The following is a 16,226-nucleotide window of genomic DNA, read 5'->3' on the forward strand; positions in this document are numbered from 1 at the left end:
GCGTCGTGCAACCGACCGCGGGCCGATCGTCATCGGCCCGCGGTCCCTTTCTCCGACACACCACAGGGTGGTCGCCACGCGCGGCCGCCAAGGAACCTGTCATGACAAGGAAAGCCGTCCTACTCGTCCCCCTGCTGTCATCCACGCTGTTGTGCGCGTTCGCGTTCTCCGCCAATGCACAATCGACAACGCCTACGGAGGACCCGTTCAAGCCGGTCTTCGTGGTCGCCGCCCGCGATACCTACACCGACCACATGGCGCACGCCGCCCGCAATGCCGTCGCGCGCCGCGGCCGCTCGGGCGAGGCGCTGGTGCTGGCCGAGCTGAAATCGCACCAACTGCTCGACATCAGCCAGCGCATCCATCGCGAGGAACACCACTGCGGTGGCTACTTCGCCTTCGACACCCAAGCCGAGGCCGAGGCCTTCATCCGCAACGGCGCTTCCGCCGATGCCGTCGCCGCGGCGGTCAGCTACACCGTCGACAACCAGGCCACGGTGGGCGCGTGGCTGCCGCAGGTGCAGGAAGCGAACATCCGCGGCACGATCAGCCACCTGTCGGGCAACTACCGCAACCGGTACTACACCACCACCACCGGGAAGTCGGCGGCCGAATGGATTCGCGATCGCTGGCTGGCGCTGGCGGCCGGTCGCAGTGATGTCAGCGCCGAGCTGTTCACCGCCTGCGGCAATTGCGCGACCCAGCCGTCGGTGATCCTGACCGTGCAGGGCAGCGAGCTGCCTGGCGAGATCGTGGTGGTCGGCGGCCACCTGGACTCGATCTCCAACAGCGGCAGCGGCGAGAGCATGCTGGCACCGGGCGCGGACGACGACGCCTCGGGCATCGCCACCATCACCGAGGTGGTGCGCGTGGCATTGGCCAGCGGCTGGAAGCCCAAGCGCACCGTCAAGTTCATGGGCTACGCGGCCGAGGAAGTGGGCCTGCGCGGTTCCAACGCCATCGCGCAGGCGTTCAGGAGCAGCGGCCAGAACGTGGTCGGCGTGCTGCAGCTCGACATGACCAACTATGCCGGCGCGTCCAATGTCGACATGCGTATCGTCAGCGACTACGCCAGCGCCGAGCTCAAGACGTTCTTCGCCCAGTTGTTCGACACCTACCTGGCACCGCTCGGACTGAGCCGCGGCACCGAGACCTGCGGCTATGCGTGCTCCGACCACGCCTCGTGGACCAACGCCGGTTTCCCCGCGGCGATGATGGCCGAGCCGGAGTTCTTCGGCAGCCTGCACACCACCGGCGACACGCTGGCCAACATGGGCAACACCGCCGCGGTCAGCGTCAACCTGGCGAAGTTCGGGCTGGCCTTCGTCGGCGAGCTGGGCAAGACCGCCGGCGATGGCGGGGGCACCGCGCCCGTGCTGATCAACAAGATGCCGTTGACTAACATCAGCGGGGCGGCCGGCAGCAGCCAGTACTGGACGATGTCGGTGCCCGCCGGTGCCAGCAACCTCCGGTTCACCAGCAGTGGCGGCAGCGGCGACGCCGACCTGTATGCACAGTTCGGTACCCGGCCCACCACCAGCAGCTTTGCGTGCAAGTCCGAGAACAGCGCCAACAACGAGACGTGTGCGATCACCACGGCGCAGGCCGGCACCTACTACGTGATGTTGCGTGGTTACAGCGCCTACTCCGGCCTGACCCTCACCGGCAGCTTCGACACCGGCGCGCTGGTCTACAGCAACACCACGGACTACCCGATCAGCGACAACGCCACGGTCGACAGTCCGGTCACCGTCTCGGGCCGTTCGGGCAATGCCTCGTCGACGGCCAAGGTGGCGGTGGACATCAAGCACACCTACAAGGGCGACCTGAAGGTGGACCTGGTGGCGCCGGATGGCACGCTCTACAACCTGCACAACCGCACCGGCAGCAGCACCGACAACGTGATCGGTACCTTCACCCTCAACCTGTCGAGCGAAGTGCTGAACGGCACGTGGAAGTTGCGGGTGAACGACAACGCCAGCGGCGACACCGGCTACATCGACAGCTGGTCGCTGACGCCCTGAGGCTCGCGGCCCCGGCGCCACGACGCAGCTCCGGGCCACGCCGCCGGAAACGCAGAAGCCCGCCGAAAGGCGGGCTTCTGTTTGCAGCATTCCACCAACCCGGAGGGGTCGATCGCGCAAGCCGGTGGGCTTACTTGATCTTGCCTTCCTTGTACGGCACGTGCTTGCGCACGACGGGATCGTACTTCTTGATCTCCATCTTGCCGGGGGTGTTCTTCTTGTTCTTGTCGGTGGTGTAGAAGTGGCCGGTGCCGGCCGACGAGATCAGGCGGATCTTGTCACGCTTGGAAGCCATGGTTCAGTCCTCCTCAGATCTTTTCGCCGCGGGCGCGGAGCTCGGCCAGAACGGAGTCGATGCCGTTCTTGTCGATGGTGCGCAGGGCAGCAGTGGAAACACGCAGCTTCACCCAGCGGTTTTCGCTGGCAACCCAGAACCGGCGCTCATGCAGGTTCGGGAGGAAACGGCGGCGGGTCTTGTTCATCGCATGTGACACGTTGTTGCCGGTCACAGTGCGCTTGCCGGTTACTTGGCAAACTCGGGACATACGCACCTCGAAAGGTAATTGGGGCTTCCCTTGGCCAGGGAGGCGGGCGGCCCTGCCGGCTGCGGAGATCCGCGGACGGCGCGCGATACGGGTGGGTGTTTGCTCCCCGTGCGGGCGGAGCGGCCACTGGAACCGGACGGTCCGGAATCGCGCTTCCGGGGAGCCGCCATGCATGCCCTACGGGCAGGCTGGACACAGTGAGCCGCACATTATTCCAGAACCCCTGCCTGTGGGCAACTTTGGGGGCTGGATGGCAGAGCACCCCCGGGTGGCTCCGGGCCTTATCCAGCGGTGGGGTGGTTCAGCCCTTGGCCTTCGACGCACCGCTCTCCGGCGCCGCCTTCGCCTCGGCGATCCAGCGACGAACCTCGCTCTCCAGCACCGGCAGCGGCAGGGAGCCCTGGCGCAGGATGGCGTCGTGGAAGGCCTTCACGTCGAATCGGGCGCCCAGCTCGCGCTCGGCCTCGGCGCGCAGCTTCACGATCGCGATCTCGCCCAGCTTGTAGCTCAACGCCTGGCCGGGCCAGGAAATGTAGCGGTCGACCTCGGTGGTGACCTCGTGCTCGCTCAGCGCGGTGCGGTCGCGCAGGTAGGCCAGCGCCTGCTCGCGGGTCCAACCCTTGGCGTGGATGCCGGTGTCGATCACCAGCCGGCATGCGCGCCACATCTCGTAGGTCAGCCGGCCGAACTCTTCGTACGGGGTCTGGTAGATGCCCATCTCCTGCCCCAGCTTCTCGGTGTACAGCGCCCAGCCCTCCCCATAGGCGGAGATGTAGGACTTGCGGCGGAAGTCCGGCTGGCCGGTCTGCTCCTCGGCCAGGGCGCCCTGCAGCGCGTGGCCCGGCGAGGCCTCGTGCAGGGTCAGCGCCGGCAGGTTGTACAGCGGGCGCGAGGGCAGGTTGTAGGTGTTCACCCAGTAAGTGCCGTTGCCACCGCGGCCGGCGGTCCAGAACGGGGCGATGTCGTCCGGCACCGGGATGATGGTGAATCGGCCGCGCGGCAGCGTGCCGATGACCTTGCCGACCTCACCGTCCACGCGCTTGGCGATCCACGCCGCGCGCTCCAGCAGCGCCTGCGGCGTGGTCACGTAGAACTGCGGGTCGGTGCGCAAAAAGTGCAGGAACGCCGGGAAGGTGGCCTGGCCCGCGGGCGCCTTGAAGCCGACCTGCTGGATGATCGCGTTCATCTGCGCCTGGATGCGCGCCACCTCCTGCAGGCCGATGGCGTGGATCTCGTCGGGCGCCAGGTCGAGCGTGGTGTATTCGCGGATCTGCTGGCGGTAGAAGTCCGCGCCGCCGGGCATCTGCGACGCGCCCAGCGTAGTCCGCGCCTTCGGCACGTATTCGTTGCGGAAGAAGGCCAGCAGCGTGCCGTAGGCGGGGATCACACGGTCCTTGATCGCGGCACGGGCAGCCTCGCGCAGGCGCGCCTGGTCGGTGGCGGCGATGCCATTGGGCAGCTTGCGGAACGGCGCATACAGCGTGGCCTGCTCCGGGTCCTTGAGCTGGGCGATGGCGGCGATGGACACATCGCGGCCGTCCAGCACAGCGCGCGGCACGCTGAAGCCGCGCGCCAGGCCGGCGCGCATGTTGCCCATCTGCTGTTCGAAGTGGCGCGGCACGTCGTTGAGCCGCGCGATGTAGGCCTCCGCATCCTTCGTGTTCTTGAAGGTGGTCCGGGCCATGAAGCCAAGGTTGGACCAGAACGAGGAGTCGGAGTTGAACGGCATTTCGTAGCCGCCCAGTCGCACCTCGGCCGCAAGGTTCTCGACCTGCGCGCGGTACACGGCGAGGTTGATGCGGTTCTCCGCGGAGAGCTTGCTGGCATCAATGGCATCAAGCTGGCGCAGCACGCCTTCCCACACCCTCAGCCGCGCGTGCTGGCTGGCGGCGTCCACCGTGGGCAGGCGGGGGTTGCCACCGGAGGTGTCGCTGTCCTCGTCGGCGCCACCGGTCTCGCGTTGCCGCCACGTCCATTCCTTGGCGTAGATCGCCTCGAAGTGCGCGTCCGCCGTCGGCACGGTGGCCGCATGGGCCAGGGCGATGGGCGCGAGGGCGAGATGCAGCGCGAGGAGGGTGGGCAGCAGGGGCTTCACGGCGTACGGCGTCCGGCAAGTGGTGAGTGCCGATCTTCGCACTCTGCTGAGCCCCGTGCATTTTGCCCTTTCGTGGGGTTTCACTGCCAACACGCGCTAGAGGACGGTGAGTCCGATGGGTATTGCGGAAAGCGCGCCATGGATGGCGCGCGGCGGCGACTCGGCACAGGATGTGCCGACGGAGCCGAGCAGCAATGCCCATCGGGCTCGCCGGCCCCCTCCGGAGCCAGCCAAGCAACGCTCAAAGAAGCATCAATGCGAAGCGCGATCGCGCTTCCACCCGCGATGCCGGATGTCGAGGTACAAGCTGTACGCCGCGGTAAACGCGGGGAACAGGTTCTGGATGATCCCCACCGAGTCCTGCTTCTGCGAAAACACGAAGTAGCTCAGCGTCATCACGCTGCCCAGCAGGCTCATGTACCAGAACAAGCGCGGGATCACCGGCTTGCCATGCCGGCGTGAGGCGAGGAACTGCACCACCCAGCGCCCGCCGAACATCAGCGCGCCGGTCAGGCCGATCACCTTCCACGGCGACATGTGCAGCCCGGTCCACTCCAGCCACGCGATCGGCGTGTTCATGAAGTCCACCGGCACCAGGTCGACGGGCATGCTCAGACCTCTTCCACGCGCGTGACCTTGCCGCGCTTGATCAGCCACGCCACGCCGCGCAGGTCGCTGATGCCCACCAGCGCGCGGTTGAGGTTGTTGTACTTGGACACGCCGGCGGTGCGGTGGCGGTGGTGCACCGGCACGCTCACCGTCTTCCAGCCCGCGCGCTGCATCAGCGCCGGCAGGTAGCGGTGCATGTGGTTGAAGTGCGGCAGGTCGAGGAACGCCTCGCGCTCGAACAACTTGATGCCGCAGCCGGTGTCGGGGGTGTCGTCGCGCAGCATCCGGCTGCGGATCGCGTTGGCCCACTTCGACGCCCAGCGCTTGCTGCCGCTGTCCTGGCGGTTGACGCGCCAGCCGGCGAACAGCTTGACCTCCGGCGCAGCCTTGGCGCGCTCGGCGATCAGTTTTGGGATGTCGGCCGGATCGTTCTGGCCGTCGCCGTCAAGGGTGGCGATCCACGCACCGCGCGCGGCCTTCACGCCGTTGCGGATCGCGGTGCTCTGCCCGCTCTGGGTGACGTGGTGCACCACGCGCAGTTCCGGCACCTCGGCCTTGAGCTGCTGCAGCACGGCCAGCGTGTCGTCCTTCGAATGGTCGTCGACGTAGACGATCTCGAAGTCGCCGCCGTCGGCCGGGGCGCGTCCGCGCAGCGCGGCGGTGATCTCATGGATCAGCGGGGCGACGTTGTCGCGCTCGTTGAACACGGGCACCACGACGGAGAGTTGGGGGCTGGTCGTCATCGGTCTCGGGGGTTGGGGCCGCACGGGGCGGTCCGTATCGCCCTATTGTCGGCGAAAATGCCCGACGATGAGCGCAGGGTCAGGCCTCGACGCGGCCGCGCAGCCTTTCCAGCACGCCTTCCAGCGAGTCCAGGTCGGTGTAGTGGATCACCAGCCGGCCCTTGCCGCCGCGTCCGTGCAGCACGTTGACGCGGGCATTGAGCGATTCGGACAGCTCGCGTTCCAGCGACACGATGTCGGCCTGCGGCTTGGCCTTCGCGGGTTTGGCCTTGGCGGTGCTGCTGGTGTGGATCAGGCCGGCGGTGAGCTGCTGCACGCGGTGTTCGACCTCGCGCACCGACCAGCCAAGCTCGGCCGCCTGCCGGGCCAGGGCAATGGCCGCTTGCGGGGTCAGGGCCAGCAGGGCCCGGGCGTGGCCCATGTCCAGCGCCTGGGTTTCCACCAGCACGCGGATTTCCGGCGGCAGCTCCAGCAGGCGCAGCAGGTTGGACACCGCCACGCGCGAGCGGCCCACGGCCTCGGCGGCCTGGGCGTGGGTCAGGTCGAACTCGTCGATCAGCCGCTGCAGCGCGTTGGCCTCTTCCAGCGGGTTGAGGTCCTCGCGCTGGATGTTCTCGATCAGCGCCATGGCGACCACGGTGCGGTCGTCGACCTCGCGGATCACCACCGGAATCTCGGCCAGGCCGGCCAGCTTGCTGGCGCGCCAGCGGCGTTCACCGGCGATGATCTCGTAGGTCTTGCCGCCCAGGTCGCGCACGACGATGGGCTGGATCACGCCCTGCGCCTTGATCGACTCGGCCAGCTCGGCCAGCTTGTCCTCGTCCCAGACCTTGCGCGGCTGGTACTTGCCGGCCTGCAGGGCGTCCACCGGCAGCGTGCGCAGCACGTCGCCCGGGGTGGCCTCCAGCGCCGGTGCCTGCGCCGCCGCTGTCGGCCCCAGCAGGGCCTCCAGTCCGCGACCCAATCCGCGCTTCTTGGCGCCGGCGCCCCCCTTGGCGTTGCTCATGCGGCCACCTCCCTGGTGGCGTCCTGCCCGGCTTTGGCGGCCTGTTCGCGCTCGCGCTGGCGCCGCAGTACTTCGCCGGCCAGGCCCAGGTAGGCGATGCCGCCGCGGCTGGCGCGGTCGTAGCCGACGATGCTCTGGCCGTGGCTGGGCGCCTCGGCCAGGCGCACGTTGCGCGGCACGATGGTGCGGAACACGCGGTCGCCGAAGTGGTTGGTCAGCTCCGCCGACACCGCGTTGGCCAGGTTGTTGCGCACGTCGAACATGGTGCGCAGCACGCCTTCGATCTCCAGCCCCGGGTTCAGTCGGGCCTTGAGCGCGTTGATGGTGTCGAGCAGGGCGCTGATGCCTTCCAGCGCGTAGTACTCGCACTGCATCGGCACGATCACCGAGTCGGCGGCGGTCAGCGCGTTGAGGGTGAGCAGCGACAGCGCCGGCGGGCAGTCGATCAGGATGTAGTCGTAGTGCGGGCGCAGCGGCGTGAGCGCGGCCTTGAGGCGCTGCTCGCGGTCGTTCTGGTTCATCAGGCTGATCTCGGCGGCAGTCAGCTCGATGTTGGACGGCAGCAGGTCGAAGTCCTCGGCGGTGCGCTTGAGGATGCTGGCCGTGTCCGCCTCGCCCAGCAGCACGTCGCAGATCGAGGTCTCGATCTCGCGCTTGTCGATGCCGCTGCCCATGGTCGCGTTGCCCTGGGCGTCCAGGTCCACGAGCAGTACGCGCTTGGGCGTCTTGGCCAGGGCGGCGGCCAGGTTCACGGCGGTGGTGGTCTTGCCGACCCCGCCTTTCTGGTTGGCGACGGCGATGATGCGGGCCATGCGGCTCGTCCTGGTCAGTGGCGGATGGGTCCGGCACGGGGCCGGACAGATGATTATGCACGCTGCCGTTGGGCGCTGCCGAGCCAGTCAAACCGTGAGCGCCGTCGCGGCAGGGCTTGAGCCAGGGGTCGCGACAGGGGCGCGATCGGGGAGGAAACGCGTGAGTCCGACTGCGGCGCCCGATGTTGCCTCGGGGACTCCGCGGCCCGGAGTGGGCCCTGCTCAGCCCGCCGCCGCGCGCCCCACCACTACCAGGTGCCGCTCGGCGTCCAGCCCCGGCACGGTCAGCGGATGCGAGGCGCGCACTTCCCAGCCGGCAGGCAATCCGGCGATCTCGTCGATCGGGTGCACGCCCTTCATCGCCAACAGCTCACCCTCCGGCTTGAGCAGGTGGCCGCCCAACTCGAGGATCAGCGGCAAGGTGGCCAGCGCACGGGCGGTGATGGCGTCGTAGGTGCCGGACTCGGCCAGGGCCTCGATCCGTGATTCGGCCACCCGGACGTCCTTCAGCCCCAACTGGCGAACCGCTTCGCGCATGAAGCGCGCCTTCTTGCCGTTGCTCTCCACCAGGGTGACGCGCAGGCCGGGCCTGACGATGGCCAGCGGGATGCCGGGCAGGCCGGCGCCGGTCCCGAGGTCGGCCAAGGCGCCGCCCCGCGCGGCGATGGCCTCGACGTACGGGTGCATGGCCAGCGAGTCGAGCAGGTGCTTGGTCACCATCTCGTGCGGATCACGCACGGCGGTGAGGTTGTAGGTCTTGTTCCAGCGCACCAGCAGCGCCAGGTAGGCCAGCAGCGGGGTCGCCAGCGCCGGCTCCAGGCCGAGGCGGACGAGGCCGGATTCGAGCAGGGGGCGCAGGTCGGCGGGCAGGTCGGGCGTGTTCATGCGGGGCGAAGTATGACCGCTGCACGCGCGGGGTGGGAACCGCGACGCTGCAGGCCGTACCCGTGCCGCGCTCGGGAGCAGCAGCTCAGCCGAGGCGACGGCGCCACGCCAGCGCGCCGAGGTAGCCCGGTGCCGGGACGAGCTCCTGCACGGTCCACGCCGAGGCGGCGCCCAGCGCGGCGTCGCAGTCGTGCAGCACCAGCGCGCCATCGTCCTCGCCGAACACCAGCCGGTGCAGGCCGAAGGACAGCCCTTGGCCGTGTGCCTTCAACACCGCTTCCTTGGCGCACCACAGGCGCAGGAACCGTGCCTCGCGGGTGTCGTCGGGACTCGCCTGCAGCCACTGCACTTCCGGCAAGGCGAAGAAGCGCTCGGCCAGCGCGAGCGCGCGCGGCCGCGGGCGCCGCCATTCGAGGTCCACGCCGAGATCCACGCCCTCGCCCACGGCCACCAGCAGGCCCTCGCCGCTGTGGCTCCAGTTGCAGTCGTGCGCGTGCAGCGGCGGTTGCAGCTGCGGCCGGCCAAACGCGTCCCGCGCGAAGGCCACGCGTGAAGTTTCCGTGGCCAGCGATTCGGCCAGCCACGCCGCCGCCTGGGCCTGTGCCGGCACCGCGCGATCGCGGGGCATCCATGCGATGCGCGGGGCTGGAAGCAAGGTGGGAATGGGGGGCGCGTAGCTCACGGACGGCAGTGTAAACACCCGGCGGGTGGGGTCATGGGAGGGGCGCCGGCGGCACCTTGCGGCAACTGTAAAAGTTTCCGGGAATCGTCACCCGTTCATCACGCAAACGCCTGATTTCGCAGACATCGCCATCACGTTCATCTAGGGACACTGCGTCCACCCCCAACGCGGGGTGCAGTCCACCCCGAACAGCAAACCCTCACTACAAGGAGAGACACCATGGGCATCATCATCTGGCTGATCGTCGGCGGCATCATCGGTTGGCTTGCGAGCCTGGTCATGAAGACCGACGGCCAGCAGGGCATTTTCCTGAATGTCATCGTCGGCATCGTCGGCGCGTTCCTCGGCGGCTGGCTGGGCGGCATGCTCGGCTTGGGCGGCGCCGACATCAACGACGGCAACTTCTCGATCACCGGCCTGCTGCTGTCCCTGGTCGGCGCGATTGTCCTGCTCGGCATCGTCAACCTGTTCCGCCGCGGCCGCGTGCGCTAAATCGCGCTTACGCTGCAATGCAGAAGGCCCGGACCTGTGTCCGGGCCTTCTGCGTTTTCAGGGGCCCAATTCCACCCACGCCGGCGCATGGTCGCTGGGCCGCTCCCAGGTGCGCGGCTCGCGGTCGATGCCGGCCCCCGCGCAGCGGGCGCGCAGCGCGTCCGACACCAGGGTCAGGTCGATGCGCAGCCCCAGGTTGCGGCGGAACGCCGCCTGGCGGTAATCCCACCAGCTGAACTCCCCGGCGACGTCGCTGTGCAGGCGGAACGCATCGTGCAGGCCCAGCGCGCACAGCCGGCGCAGGCCGTCGCGCTCGGCGGTGGACGTCAGGATGTGGCCGTCGTTCCACACCGCCGGGTCGTGCACGTCGCGCTCGTCCGGGGCGATGTTGAAATCGCCCATCACCACCAGCTCGGGATGGCGCTGCAGCTCGTGCGCGATCCAGTCGTGCATCGCCTGCAGCCAGCGCAGCTTGTACGCGTATTTGTCGGTGCCCACGTCCTGGCCGTTGACCACGTACAGGTTGACGATACGCACCCCGCCCACCGTTGCGGCAATCACCCGCTTCTGCTCGTCGTCGAAACCGGGGATGCCGACCTGCACGTCCTCGGCCGGCGCGCGCGAAAGGATGGCCACACCGTTGTAGGTCTTCTGCCCGGCGAACACGCTGCGGTAGCCGGCGCCGACCAGCGCGGCATCGGGGAAACGGCTGTCCTCCAGCTTGGTCTCCTGCAGGCCGACGATGTCCGGAGCGAAGGTGGCGAGCCACTGCTCCAGGTGCGGCAGGCGGACATTGAGCGAATTGACGTTCCAGCTGGCGATCTTCATCGCGACAGTCTAGTCGGGTGGAATGGCATGATGGAATTTCCGCCGTGTTCGTGAGCCTGCCATGCCCTCCGTCGCATCCGTCGTGGACCTTCGCAGCGATACCGTGACCCGCCCCACGCCGGCGATGCGCGAGGCGATGGCCCGCGCCGAGGTGGGCGACGACGTGTACGGCGAGGACCCCACCGTCAACGCGCTGCAGTCGCGGCTGGCCGCGGACCTGGGCTTCGAGGCGGGCCTGTTCGTGCCCAGTGGCACGCAGTCCAACCTGCTCGCGTTGCTGGCCCACTGCGAGCGCGGCGACGAGTACATCGTCGGCATGGACGCGCACACCTATCGTTACGAGGGCGGTGGCGCCGCGGTGCTGGGCTCGATCCAGCCGCAGCCGCTGGTGCAGGCGGCGGACGGCAGCCTGCCGCTGGATATGGTCGAGCAGGCGATCAAGCCACTGGACGACGCGCATTACGCCCGTACCCGGCTGGTGTGCCTGGAGAACACCTGGCACGGGCGCGTGCTGCCGCTGGACTACCTGCAGGCGGCGCGCGCGCTGTGCGACCGCCGCGGCCTCGCGTTGCACCTGGACGGCGCGCGGTTGTTCAACGCGGCGGTGGCGCAGGGTGTGCCCGCGCAGGCCATCGCCTCGCATTTCGACAGTGTCTCGGTGTGCCTGTCGAAGGGATTGGGCGCGCCGGTCGGCTCTGTGCTCCTGGGCGCGCAGGCGCTGATCGCGATCGCGCGGCGCTGGCGCAAGGTCGCCGGTGGCGGCATGCGCCAGGCCGGCATCATCGCGGCCGCCGGGCTGCACGCGCTCGATCATCACGTGGCGGCATTGGCCGACGACCACGCGCGCGCGGCTCGGCTGGCGGCGGCGCTGGACGATGCGCCGGGCGTGCGCGTGGCGGCGCAACACACCAACATGGTGTTCCTCGAGGTGACCAACGGGCGCGTGGACGCATTCCGCTCGCACATGGAGGCGGCCGGGGTACGCGTTTCGGTGGGCTACACCCCGCGCGTCCGACTGGTGCTGCATCGCGATGTGGATGACGCCGCTCTGCAGCGCGCGATCGACGCACTGCGCACGTTCCCCGGCTGAGCGACGTTCGGGGCCCCGACGCGAGTTCGCCGGACGGTACGCGCCGCCCCGCAAGTATGGGGGCGGGAATCGACTACTTCGACAGCCAGCGGATCAACCGGTCCACGTGCCCGCGGTAGGGCGGCTTGATCCAGTCACTGGCGGCGAAGCGACGCTGGCGCAGTACCGGTAGCACCTTGCTGAAGGTTTCGAAGCCGTGGCGGCCGTGGATTGCACCGATGCCGCTGGCGCCGACCCCGCCAAACGGCAAGCCGTGCGCGCCGAAGTGCAGCAGGGTGTCGTTGACCGTCACGCCACCGGCCAAGGTGTTGGCCAGGATGTGATCGACGCGTCCCCGGTCATTGCTGAACGGGTACAGCGCGAGCGGCCGTTCCAGCGCGTTGATCCGTGCGATCGCCTCGTCCAGGTTGTCGTACGACAACACCGGCAGGATTGGACCGAAGATCTCGTGGCGCATGACCTCGGCGTCCATCGCCGGGTCGATGACCAGCACCGGCGGGAACAGGTGTTGCTCCTCGATCAACGCCGCGTGCCGCCGCGCCGCGTCGGCGAACGGCTCGATCACCTTGTGGCCACGCTCGCGCGCGTCGGCCAGGTAACCGTGCAGGCGGCGGAACTGGCTTTCGTTGATCACCCGGGTGTAGGCATTGGTGTGGACGAAGTCGTGGCCATAGCGCTCGCGCAGCTCATGCACCAGCGCGTGCACCAGCGCATCGCGGCGCGCGGCGTCGACCAGCACGTAGTCCACGCCGATGCAGGTCTGCCCGGCGTTGAACCACTTGCCGGTGGCAATGCGCGCGGCCGCGCTGCCAATGGGGAAGTCGGCGCAGACCACCGCCGGCGCCTTGCCGCCCAGTTCCAGCGTCACCGGCGTCAGGTTGGGTGCGGCGGCAGCCATCACCTTGCGGCCCACCGCGGTGGAGCCGGTGAACAGCAGGTGGTCGAAGGGCAGCGCCGCAAACGCGGCGCCAACTTCCACGCCGCCCAGGGCCACGGCCACGCGGTCGGGCGGAAACACATCGGCCAGCAACTGCCGCAGCCATGCGCCGGTGCGCGGGGTGTGCTCGGACGGCTTGAGATACACGTGGTTGCCGGCGGCGATCGCGGAGACCAGCGGCACCAGCGCCAGGTTCACCGGGTAGTTCCACGGCGCGATGATGCCGACCACCCCGACCGGCTCGTAACGCAGCTCGGCGGTGGCCGGCCACAGCTTCCAGCCGACCGCGGCACGCTGCGGGCGCGACCAGCGGCGCAGGTGGCGGAGCGCGTGGTTGATCTCGGCCAGCGTCACCATCGCCTCGGAGATCAGGTTCTCGTGGGCGGAGCGGTGGCCGAAATCGGCACTGATCGCCGCGTCCATCGCCGGCACCGCGGCCCGGAACGCCTCCCGCAGCCGCAGCAGGTCGCGGCGGCGCTGCGCGAGGTCGGGTTTGCGGGCCTGCCACGCCACGCGCAGGCGTTCGCGCGTGGCGGCCAGTTCCTGCGGGGTGGTGTCGGCGGTAATGTCCATACGGGCGAGTTTAGTCCCATCCCCGCCCGGCGCGGGGAGGGCGCCGCCGTCCACGGCGGACCGCCCGCTTAACGGGCCCTGTCGGGCGGGAGCCCCGTGCGCGGGTTCCCCCTCGAAGGGGGAATCGGTGGGTAGAATCGCCCGATGACCCTGCGGCCCTACCTCGAGCATTTCCCCGTCACCGGCGAGCGCGTCTACGTCGACCCGGCCGCCACCGTCATCGGCGACGTGGTATTGGGCGACGACGCGTCGATCTGGCCCGGCTGCGTGGTCCGCGGCGACGTCAACCATATCCGCATTGGCGCGCGCACCAACGTGCAGGACGGCACCATCGTCCACGTCACCCACGAGGGGCCGTACACGCGCCCGGGCGGCTTGCCGACGCTCATCGCCAACGACGTGACCATCGGCCACGGCGCGATCATCCATGCGTGCACCGTCGACGAGTTCGCACTGGTCGGCATGGGCGCGCGGCTGCTGGACGGCTGCCACGTGCAGCGCTTCGGCTTCGTCGGCGCGGGCGCGGTGGTGTCGCCAGGCAAGGTGGTCGGCGAAGGCGAGCTGTGGCTGGGCAACCCGGCGCGCTTCGCACGCAAGCTGACGGACCGGGAGCTGGAGCAGCTGCATTACAGCGCCGGCCACTACGTGCGGTTGAAGGACCGGTACCTGGGGATGGGCGAGGGCGCGCAGATGCTCGTGCGCTGAGGCCAGGCCGTCAGCAAGCGCGACGGGGCTGTTGGCTACGGCAGCGTCTGCCGCTCCAGCATTTCAATCAGGGTGAAGGCTTCTTCGCGCGATTGCCCGCACAGGTCCGCCGCCGGCCGCAGGCTGGCGCAGAACGCCGGCCGCTCCGGCTTGCCGAACAGGCGGCAGCGGTACTCGTCATCCAGTTGCACACACGGCATCCCCGCCGGCTTGCCATGCGGCATGCCGGGGATGGGTGAGGTGATCGAGGGCGCGATGCAGCACGCGCCGCAGCGCGCGCGGCAATCCATGGGGGGTTGGCTCAGTCCGCGGTGACCAGCGCGTCGTCCCGCTCGCGCAGCGCGGCATAGACCTCGTCGGTATACGGGCGCACGCCGTGCCAACGCTGGAAGCTCTCGGCGGCCTGCTCGACCAGCATGCCCAGCCCGTCGATGACCAGGTGGGCACCCGCCGCCCGTGCCCACGAGAGAAACGGGATCGCCGCCTCGCCGTAGCTCAGGTCGACGGCGTCGCAGCGCGGCGCCAGCAGCGTGCCCGGAAGCGGCGGCAAGCCCGCGCCGCGTGCCGCCGAGGTGGCGTTGATGACCAGGTCGAAGTTGCCCAGCGCGCCGATGTCGTCCAGGTAGCGCGGGTGCACCCGATCCGGCTCGCCCAGCGCATCGGCCAGCGCATCCACCCGGCTGGCGGTGCGGTTGACGATGTACAGGCTGGCGATGCCGGCATCGAGCAGGGTGGGCGCCACGCCGCGCGCCGCGCCACCGGCACCGATCAGCAGCACCTTGCGGCCGCGCAGGTCGCGGCTGTGGCGCTCGGTCAGGTCGCGAACCAGCCCGGCGCCGTCGGTGTTGTCGCCGTCCCAGCCGGTGGTGGTGCGGACCAGCGTGTTGACCGCGCCGGCCCGGCGGGCGCGCTCGCTGAGGTTGTTGCAGATCGCCGCGGCGTGCTCCTTGTGCGGCAGGGTCACGTTGGCGCCCGCACCGCCCTCGGCGGCAAAGGCGGCCAGGGCCGCGTCGAAGGCCTCCGGCGCCGCGTCGATCGCGGTGTATTCGAGGGCGATGCCGGTCTGCCGCGCGAAGGCCGCGTGGATCCGCGGCGACAGCGAGTGGGCGACCGGGTGGCCGATGACCGCGAAACGTTTTGCAACGGCGTTCGGATTCGACATGGCAGATCCCTCGCTAGACTGCATGGCCAGTACCCAGGAGACGCACGATGCGGCGCAACCCGGCCTTGATCGGTTTCAGTCTACTCCCGCTGCTGCTGCTCGGCGGCACGGCTTTCGCCCTGGCCGAGTTCGGCATCGAAGGCATGGGCGTGGTGTCCACCAAGGCCAGCGAAGTGCGCGGCACGGTCAGCCCCGACGGCCAGCGCATCGTGTGGGGCAGCCCCGATCGCGAAGCCGGCCCGGGTGGTGGCGACCTGTGGCAGGCCACGCTCAAGGACGGCCGCTGGCAGGACGCCAAGCCGCTGGCGCTGAACACCAAGGCCAAGGACGCCGCCCCGATGTTCAGCGCCGACGGGCGCTGGCTGTACTTCTCCAGCGACCGGCCGGGCGGGCGCGGCGGCGACGACCTGTACCGCGCGGCGGTGAATGGCAGCGGCTACGGCAAGCCGGAGAACCTGGGCGCGGGCGTCAACACCAAGGGCGACGAACGGGCGCCGACCCCCAGCCGCGACGGCAAGGCGCTGCTGTTCGCCAGCAATGGCCACGGCGGCGCCGGCCGCCACGACCTGTTCTTCGCCCGTTGGGACGGCGCCGTGTTCGGTGCCGTGCAGCCGGTGCCCGGGGTGAACACCCGCGACGACGAATTCGACGCGGCCTGGCTGGGCGATGGCGAGGCGATCGTGTTCGCGCGCTCCGCCGATGCGCAGGCCAAGCCGATCCAATTGCAACTGGCGCAGTGCGACGGCAAGCGCTATGGCGGCATCGCGCCGCTCAAGCTTTCGTTCAACACCGACGCCGCCACGACGCTGGGGCCGGTGGTGGAGTGGAACAAGCCGGGGGAGTTGCTGGTCACCGGCAGTGCGCGGTCGCCGCGCGCCGGTGGGTTGGACCTGTACCGCATGAAGGCGCCCGCGGTGACTGGCAAGCGAGGCTGCTTGGGCTGAATCCAACCGGCACACGCGTGGGCTGATTGCAGGCAGGTGCTGGCACGACGTTCAGCGGCAACGAAAAACCCGCCATTTGGGCGGGTTTCTCCGG

At 69.4% G+C, this 16,226-nt stretch carries 18 protein-coding genes; 5 read left to right on the forward strand and 13 right to left on the reverse strand.

The window, feature by feature from the left end; genetic code table 11:
- Window positions 1–101 precede the first annotated feature (101 nt).
- The gene (locus AC3ARF_RS00590) at window positions 102–2,024 is read left to right on the forward strand and encodes a M20/M25/M40 family metallo-hydrolase (protein WP_498929331.1); all 1,923 of its coding nucleotides are present in this window, start codon (window positions 102–104) and stop codon (window positions 2,022–2,024) included.
- A 130-nt stretch (window positions 2,025–2,154) separates the two neighbouring features.
- On the opposite strand, the gene rpmG is transcribed toward AC3ARF_RS00590, so the two are convergent.
- From rpmG to AC3ARF_RS00635, 9 genes are all read right to left on the reverse strand, one after another.
- Window positions 2,155–2,319: a 50S ribosomal protein L33 gene (gene rpmG / locus AC3ARF_RS00595; protein WP_036137644.1), complete on the reverse strand. Its 165-nt coding sequence runs from the start codon at window positions 2,317–2,319 to the stop codon at window positions 2,155–2,157.
- A gap of 13 nt (window positions 2,320–2,332) precedes the next feature.
- Window positions 2,333–2,569, reverse strand: a complete 237-nt coding sequence (rpmB, locus tag AC3ARF_RS00600) for a 50S ribosomal protein L28 (RefSeq protein ID WP_036137641.1) — start codon at window positions 2,567–2,569, stop codon at window positions 2,333–2,335.
- 301 nt (window positions 2,570–2,870) lie between these two features.
- Window positions 2,871–4,664, reverse strand: a complete 1,794-nt coding sequence (locus AC3ARF_RS00605; RefSeq protein WP_498929334.1) for a DUF885 domain-containing protein — start codon at window positions 4,662–4,664, stop codon at window positions 2,871–2,873.
- 252 nt (window positions 4,665–4,916) lie between these two features.
- Entirely contained in the window at window positions 4,917–5,243 is a 327-nt protein-coding gene (locus AC3ARF_RS00610) for a lipid-A-disaccharide synthase N-terminal domain-containing protein (protein ID WP_498931922.1), read from the reverse strand.
- Between the two features lie 32 nt (window positions 5,244–5,275).
- Complete coding sequence (locus AC3ARF_RS00615; RefSeq protein WP_498929335.1) at window positions 5,276–6,016, reverse strand: glycosyltransferase family 2 protein; 741 nt, start codon at window positions 6,014–6,016, stop codon at window positions 5,276–5,278.
- A gap of 79 nt (window positions 6,017–6,095) precedes the next feature.
- Window positions 6,096–7,022 carry a ParB/RepB/Spo0J family partition protein gene (locus AC3ARF_RS00620; RefSeq protein WP_498929336.1) on the reverse strand — a complete coding sequence of 309 codons (927 nt, stop codon included), beginning with the start codon at window positions 7,020–7,022 and terminating at the stop codon, window positions 6,096–6,098.
- Window positions 7,019–7,834, reverse strand: a complete 816-nt coding sequence (locus AC3ARF_RS00625; protein ID WP_498929338.1) for a ParA family protein — start codon at window positions 7,832–7,834, stop codon at window positions 7,019–7,021. The genes AC3ARF_RS00620 and AC3ARF_RS00625 overlap by 4 nt, the downstream gene beginning before the upstream one ends.
- A 222-nt stretch (window positions 7,835–8,056) precedes the next feature.
- Window positions 8,057–8,719 (reverse strand): 16S rRNA (guanine(527)-N(7))-methyltransferase RsmG, encoded by a 663-nt coding sequence (gene rsmG, locus AC3ARF_RS00630; RefSeq protein ID WP_498929340.1) that lies wholly within the window; start codon window positions 8,717–8,719, stop codon window positions 8,057–8,059.
- A gap of 85 nt (window positions 8,720–8,804) precedes the next feature.
- Window positions 8,805–9,401 carry a 4'-phosphopantetheinyl transferase family protein gene (locus tag AC3ARF_RS00635; protein ID WP_498929342.1) on the reverse strand — a complete coding sequence of 199 codons (597 nt, stop codon included), beginning with the start codon at window positions 9,399–9,401 and terminating at the stop codon, window positions 8,805–8,807.
- A gap of 219 nt (window positions 9,402–9,620) precedes the next feature.
- Here AC3ARF_RS00635 and AC3ARF_RS00640 point away from each other — a divergent pair, with 219 nt between their 5' ends.
- Complete coding sequence (locus AC3ARF_RS00640; protein WP_498929344.1) at window positions 9,621–9,893, forward strand: GlsB/YeaQ/YmgE family stress response membrane protein; 273 nt, start codon at window positions 9,621–9,623, stop codon at window positions 9,891–9,893.
- Window positions 9,894–9,950: 57 nt separating this feature from the next.
- On the opposite strand, the gene xth is transcribed toward AC3ARF_RS00640, so the two are convergent.
- Window positions 9,951–10,721, reverse strand: coding sequence for an exodeoxyribonuclease III (gene xth / locus AC3ARF_RS00645; protein WP_498929346.1), 771 nt, complete (start codon window positions 10,719–10,721; stop codon window positions 9,951–9,953).
- Window positions 10,722–10,782: 61 nt separating this feature from the next.
- On the opposite strand from xth, the gene ltaE reads away from it, so the two are divergent.
- Complete coding sequence (ltaE, locus tag AC3ARF_RS00650) at window positions 10,783–11,811, forward strand: low-specificity L-threonine aldolase (RefSeq protein ID WP_498929348.1); 1,029 nt, start codon at window positions 10,783–10,785, stop codon at window positions 11,809–11,811.
- A 73-nt stretch (window positions 11,812–11,884) separates the two neighbouring features.
- Here ltaE and AC3ARF_RS00655 read toward each other — a convergent pair whose 3' ends face one another.
- Entirely contained in the window at window positions 11,885–13,321 is a 1,437-nt protein-coding gene (locus AC3ARF_RS00655; protein ID WP_498929352.1) for a coniferyl aldehyde dehydrogenase, read from the reverse strand.
- 144 nt (window positions 13,322–13,465) lie between these two features.
- Here AC3ARF_RS00655 and AC3ARF_RS00660 point away from each other — a divergent pair, with 144 nt between their 5' ends.
- Window positions 13,466–14,026, forward strand: a complete 561-nt coding sequence (locus AC3ARF_RS00660; RefSeq protein WP_498929354.1) for a gamma carbonic anhydrase family protein — start codon at window positions 13,466–13,468, stop codon at window positions 14,024–14,026.
- A 35-nt stretch (window positions 14,027–14,061) separates the two neighbouring features.
- On the opposite strand, the gene AC3ARF_RS00665 is transcribed toward AC3ARF_RS00660, so the two are convergent.
- A complete protein-coding gene (locus tag AC3ARF_RS00665) occupies window positions 14,062–14,316 on the reverse strand; it encodes a YkgJ family cysteine cluster protein (protein ID WP_498929356.1) in 255 nt (84 codons plus the stop codon).
- 11 nt (window positions 14,317–14,327) lie between these two features.
- On the reverse strand, window positions 14,328–15,188 hold the full coding sequence (gene aroE, locus AC3ARF_RS00670; RefSeq protein WP_498929357.1) for a shikimate dehydrogenase: 861 nt from the start codon (window positions 15,186–15,188) through the stop codon (window positions 14,328–14,330).
- Window positions 15,189–15,235: 47 nt separating this feature from the next.
- Here aroE and AC3ARF_RS00675 point away from each other — a divergent pair, with 47 nt between their 5' ends.
- On the forward strand, window positions 15,236–16,132 hold the full coding sequence (locus AC3ARF_RS00675; RefSeq protein WP_498929359.1) for a TolB family protein: 897 nt from the start codon (window positions 15,236–15,238) through the stop codon (window positions 16,130–16,132).
- The last annotated feature ends 94 nt before the right edge of the window (window positions 16,133–16,226 follow it).

The sequence above is a fragment of the Lysobacter sp. KACC 24251 genome (assembly GCF_057747755.1).